The following is a 5,836-nucleotide window of genomic DNA, read 5'->3' on the forward strand; positions in this document are numbered from 1 at the left end:
AGGATCTTCGACTGCGAAGAGTGCGGTATCTGATCCAGCGCCAAGGCAAGGACTCGGACGTGGTCGTCCACGGTGTTCGCCCCCGCGTTGCCCGCCCGCAGTTCCATCGCGAGGCTCTCGCCGGTGTTCGCCAGCCAGCCGCCCAGCGGGTGGAAGCCGAACGTGCCCTTGAACGGGGGTGCGGCCCCTTGTTTCCTGGACGCGCTCGTGATGACCGTGGCGTCCAGGCCGACGACGATCCAGCCCGTCAGCCTCCGTCCGGCGACCGTGAGCCACGGGAAGCCGCCGGGCCGCAGGTGGAGCAGCGTCCACACGTGCCGGCGCACCCGCCGCCGCATCTTCGCGATCTTCATCAGGGTCTCGTCGTCCAGTTCGGCCGGCAGGCGGCGCATCGTCGAGTCCGAGGCCGCAGGGCCGAACAGGCCCTGGTGGTGGAGCTGGAGCTGCTCGGCCTCCAGCAGGCTCCGTGCCCCGAGCACCATCGCGACGGTGAGTTGGACGAGCACCCCGGCCCGCTCCCGCCACCCGGAACTCGTGCTGGAGGGAAGCATCCCGGCGGGCCCTCGCGTCAGCCCCACCCGGTCCGCCAGCCGGCGCAGCAGCATCGCCCCCGCATGCCCGACCAGCCCCTTCCCGTCGGCTGCCACGGACAGCCCACGATCCCACCCTGTACGCTCGCTCACCAGAAAGGTGTCCTGACTCCTGCACCGGATACGACCTAGACACTCGCATCCTCGCAGGTCAGCGGCACCTTTCTGCTGTCAGTGCGTCAGCTCACCCAATTCCGCTGAATAACCGGGGTTAGTGCTCGGTGGGCGGGAGTTGGCGAAATACTGAGGGTATGGCTGCGCGTACGGTCGACCGGATCTCCGTGGCGGCTCTCAAAACCAAGTTCGGTCAGCTCCTGCCCCACCTCGACGAGCGCCGTCGCCGGCTCTACCTCGCCAGCGAGGCTGGCGCGATCGGCCACGGCGGGATCATGCTGGTGGCCGCCGCTTCCGGCGCCAGTACGGCCACCGTCGCGCGAGGGATCGCCGAGCTGTCCAGTCGTCCCCTGCCGGCCGGGCGGATCAGAGCCCCGGGAGCCGGCCGCAAACGGCTGACGGTCACCGACCCGGGTCTGCGGCCCGCGCTGGAGGCCCTGATCGAGCCGCACACCCGGGGTGATCCGGTTTCACCGTTGCGCTGGACCACGTTCTCGCTGAGGTCCCTGGCCTCGGCGTTGACCGCGCAGGGTCACCCGGTCAGCGCGGCGACCGTCGGACGTCTGCTGCACGGCCTGGGATACAGCCTGCAAGGCACCGCCAAGACCTCGGAAGGTGCCGGTCATCCGGATCGTGACGCCCAATTTGCCCACCTGAACGCCACCGCCACAGCCTTCCTTGGCGATCACCAGCCGGTGATCAGCGTGGACACGAAGGCGAAGGAATGGCTCGGCAACCGCGACCGGCCCGGTCGCACCTGGCGGCCGGGCAAGGACCCGATCCGCGTGGACTGCCACACCTTCACCACCAACGATCAACCGGTCGTCATCCCTTACGGGATCTACGACATCGCCCGCAACACCGGCTGGGTGAACGTCGGAACCGACCACGACACCGCCGAATTCGCGGTGGAATCCATCCGCCGCTGGTGGCGGCACCGCGGACGAGCCGACCACCCGGATGCCACCCGGCTGCTGATCACCGCCGACTGCGGTGGCTCCAACGACCCCCGGCGCTGGACGTGGAAGAAGCACCTGGCCGCCCTCGCCCTGGAGAGCGGGCTGGAGATCACCGTCTGTCACCTCCCGCCGGGCACGTCGAAGGTCGGGTAGCCGGAGGGATTCGCACCCTCCGGCTCCCACAGATCCGTACGTGACGATCTCTCGTCATACGGCTCTTGTCGTCCTGATCACCAGGCCAAGGAGGGGGAACTGACCCACCTCCACTGCGCGAACATCCCCGGGCGGCGCTTGGCTGCCCTCTGGAGGGCCGCTATGGCCTTCCTCATCGCGCGAAACCGTCTGTACTTGTTGCGGAGCCAGCGCACCAGGTAGGCGTTGATGCGCATCAGAAGTGGATACAAGGCCGATCGGTAGAACCGGCCGTAGTACTGCATCCAGCCCGCGACGATCGGATTGATCCGCTGCGCGAGTTCTTCCACAGTGAGGTTGACCCGCCGGTGGAGCCGCCAGGAACGGACCTCCTCGCCGAGTCGTTTGAGGGCGTTCCTGCTGACCGCGGGACGGAACGACCATCTGATGCGGCCGTTCTTGTCCCGCATTTGGCGCTGTTGGAACGTGAACCCCAGGAACGTGAAAGACGTGTGCTCGTACGAGCCGCGCCGCAATCCGTCCTGGCAGTACACGATCCGGGTCTTGGCCGGGTGCAGACGCAGCCCGACCTCGGCCATCCTCTCCGAGAGCGCGGCCAGCACCTGGCGGGCCTGGCGCTCGGTGACGCAGTGCACGACCGCATCGTCCGCATAGCGTTCGAACGAGACAGCAGGGAACTCCCGGGCCATCCAGACGTCGAACGCGTAGTGCAGGAACAGGTTCGCCAAAACGGGAGAAACCGGAGCGCCTTGCGGCGTCCCGCACTCCCGCCCCAGCAGGGTGCCGTCGGGCATCTTGAGCGGGGCAGCAAGCCACCGCCGCACATACAACTTCACCCAAACGGCGTCGGTGTGCGCTTCCACCGCCTTGACCAGGAGGTCCCAGGGCACACTGTCGAAGAACTGGGAGATGTCGAACTCAACTACCCAGTCCCGTTTCCAGCTGCGTTCCCGACACTTCTCCACGGCATCCAAGGCGGACCGTCCGGGCCGGTATCCGAAGCTGTCCGGATGGAAAATAGGATCCACCCGTCGCACCAAATGCCGGGCCACGACGGTCTGAGCCACACGATCAGCGACAGCAGGAATCCCGAGGATTCTATCGCCGCCGCCATGCGGCTTAGGAATGGCCACCGCACGCACCGGCGGAGGAAAGTAGGAGCCTGACGACATCCTGTTCCAGACCTTGTAGAGGTTGTTCTTCAGGTCCTTCTCGAAGTCGGCGATACTCTGCCCGTCCACTCCCGGTGCTCCCCTGTTTGCCCTGACTTCCTCCCATGCTTCCTTGACTTCCCACTTAGAAATCTCAAACGGCTTGGCCTGTGACTTCAACTGGCTCACCGAACTCCTCCCGGACACCGTCCGGTTGATGCGATCAACACAGTCACGGACGACCCGGCCCCTTCGCTCCACCCCCATTACAGGGGCTTCTCCACTACTACGAGCCGGTCCGCCGGCGCGTTCCGCATCGGTACTCGGCCCCTTCACGGCACAACCGCTCGGGGTGCTCCCTCTCGCCGCCCCTACCAGAACGAGCTGTATCGGTACGCGCCTTCTCCTGTTCCACATGACCGCGGCAGATCAGGTTCACGTCGTCTCCATGCCGGACACCGCCTGGCCAGTCGGCGGGCTCCCGCCAGGCTTATCCCGGGACGGTTCCAAGCTCCCCGGTTTTGATGTCGTCGGTAATCTTTTCGACACGTCAGCAACGATTCACTTGCGTTCGTCTCCCTGATCCCCACCTGACGCCTGCACGGCGCCTTTTCCTCATCGCTCACCACGACAGTCTTCGGCTAACGCGGCATGAGGCGGTTTGAAGCCTCCCCCCGCAGGGCGACTTCGAAGGGCCAATCCTTCATCGGTCACGCAGCACTGCTTCAAGCAACTCGTCCTACATCGAATTCCCCTCTGCATTCAGGACACACTGGAACAAGATCGAGCATCGGATGTTCTGCCACATCACCGCGAACTGGCGGGGCAGGCCGCTGACCAGCTACCAAATCATCATCGAGACCATCGCCGCCACGACCACCCGCACCGGGCTGTGGATCGGCGCCGAGCTGGACACGGCCAGCCACGACCTGGGCACCGCGGTCGCACCCGCCGAGTTCCACGCCCTGCCGATCACACCCCACGCCTTCCACGGCGACTGGAACTACACCCTGGCACCGCTCCCGCCCCGGCCTGCCGAGGCACTCAAGAGCAGACGACGGATCGATCCCGCCCTGACCACGATGCTCACCGACCCGGCCCTGACCGGAATGCCGCGGCCCGCCTTCGACCGTTTGGTGGCGATCTCGGAGCCGTACTGGGACGCCTTGGCCGAGGCGGCCTTCCAACGACGCTTCCACCGCCCGCGCAGCTACCTCCACCCTCAAACCAGCAGCCTGGACCACTACCACCGCCTCCTGGCTACTCTGTTGCGCCGTCGCGGAGCGATCACCAGCACGCTCCTGGCCCAGCTGCTGGACGTCGGCCGCACCAACCTGTCCAATCAGTTCCAAGACGGCCATCGCCTTCTGGACCTGCACCGTGTCGTCGTCACTCCGCTGCCCGGATCACCCGCCCGCACCCTGGAACAGCTCAAAGCCCGCCTGCGACTCCGCGGAGATCGTTCAGCAGATCCACTCTGACAGTTATTCAGCTACGGCTCCCCGGCCGCACCGAGAACTGCCAGATCGGCGTCTTCGCCGCCTATGCCACCACCCGCGGCCGGGCCCTCGTCGACCGCGAGCTGTACCTTCCCAAGTCCTGGACGGACGCCCGCGACCGCTGCCGCGCAGCGAGGATCCCTGACGAGCGCGCCTTCGCCACCAAGGGCGAACTGGCCAAGGTGATGGTGCTGCGCGCCCTCGCCTCGCCGCTGCCAATCGGCTGGGTCACCGCAGACGCCGCCTACGGGCAGGAAGGGCGCTTCCGACGGCTGCTGGAGCAGTCGGGCGTCGGCTACGTGCTCGCCGTGCCCAAGTCGCAGTTCACTGTGGGCTGTCCTCGCATCCAGGAGTTGTTCGCGCAGGCGCCGACCGAGGCGTGGGAGCCGGTCTCGTGCGGCGACGGTGCGAAAGGGCCGCGTGTCTACCACTGGGCGGCGGTGCGGCTGCCGACCGTCGCAGAGTTCGACTACCAGGGAGAGGTCCCCTACCGGCTGCGGTGGGCGTTGGCCCGCCGCAGTATCAGTAAGCCTGACGAGATCGCCTACTACCTCGCCTACGCGCCACTGGAGACGACCGTGCAGGAGCTGGTGCGCATCGCCGGGACGCGCTGGGCGATCGAGGAGTGCTTCCAGGCCGCGAAGAACGAGTGCGGCCTGGACCAGTACGAGGTCCGCCGCTACGTGGGCTGGTACCGGCACGTCACCTGCGCGATGCTCGCCCTGGCCTTCCTGAGCGTCCAGCGTGCCCACCATCCTGGCCCGGAACCCGCACCCGCGGCCGAGCTTCCCGGGCAGCCCACCGGCCTGGCCCCGGTAGAAGAGGGAAAAGCGCAGGTGGCAGCGGGAATGGGCGCCTTCCGCTGATCCGGCTGACCGTTCCCGCCCTCGCCGGTCTCCTCGCGGCCACCGCCCTGACGGCCCACCACAGCGATGCCTAACACCTCCAGCAGCACCACTGGCGAGCCCTGCACCAGACCCGGGCCACCGTCAGCCACTACCACCGGCGCGGCGATCCCCTGCCCACCCGCCTCCGCCCCTGGCACCAACCCGAGCAGAACCGATCACAACCTCATGATCTGAGGCTGTAGTGCCAGGCCCGCGCCACCCGTATGCAGTAATGCGAACCTGGTCTGCATGCCTGGCGCTGAGGCCCTTGGAACCGAGTCCCCCGACACCGGCGAGCCCTCGTGTCGCACCACCGCGATCGAGTCGAGTGGCACCCTGCCGGTGGACTACGGAAACTAGTGTCTCGTGATCCTGTTTGTGTCAGTTCGCATTGTTGTTGACGAGTTTCTTCACGTTGGTCTGGACGAGTCGGACCTTGGCGAGAACCTCGTCGGCGGTCGCGGTCCAGGTGAAGGGTTTTGC

Annotated in this window: 2 protein-coding genes and 3 pseudogenes; 3 read left to right on the forward strand and 2 right to left on the reverse strand. The window is 66.8% G+C overall.

Annotated features, from left to right (window positions below):
- Positions 1-683, reverse strand: a 683-nt coding sequence (locus ACTWQJ_RS45135; protein ID WP_443312194.1) for a transposase, incomplete at its 3' end; no start/stop codon positions are given.
- A gap of 158 nt (positions 684-841) precedes the next feature.
- Here ACTWQJ_RS45135 and ACTWQJ_RS45140 point away from each other — a divergent pair.
- Positions 842-1,807 (forward strand): annotated as a pseudogene (locus tag ACTWQJ_RS45140) (ISAzo13 family transposase); the annotation flags it as partial.
- Between the two features lie 86 nt (positions 1,808-1,893).
- Here ACTWQJ_RS45140 and ltrA read toward each other — a convergent pair.
- Positions 1,894-3,156 carry a group II intron reverse transcriptase/maturase gene (ltrA, locus tag ACTWQJ_RS45145; protein ID WP_443312195.1) on the reverse strand — a complete coding sequence of 421 codons (1,263 nt, stop codon included), beginning with the start codon at positions 3,154-3,156 and terminating at the stop codon, positions 1,894-1,896.
- A 584-nt stretch (positions 3,157-3,740) separates the two neighbouring features.
- On the opposite strand from ltrA, the pseudogene ACTWQJ_RS45150 reads away from it, so the two are divergent.
- Both ACTWQJ_RS45150 and ACTWQJ_RS45155 read left to right on the forward strand, forming a co-directional pair.
- Positions 3,741-4,465, forward strand: a pseudogene (locus ACTWQJ_RS45150) (ISAzo13-like element transposase-related protein); the annotation flags it as partial.
- A 6-nt stretch (positions 4,466-4,471) separates the two neighbouring features.
- Positions 4,472-5,332: pseudogene (locus tag ACTWQJ_RS45155) on the forward strand (IS701 family transposase); the annotation flags it as partial.
- Between the last annotated feature and the right edge of the window lie 504 nt (positions 5,333-5,836).

The sequence above is a fragment of the Streptomyces sp. KR55 genome (assembly GCF_052245645.1).
GTDB lineage: Bacteria > Actinomycetota > Actinomycetes > Streptomycetales > Streptomycetaceae > Streptomyces > Streptomyces flavusporus.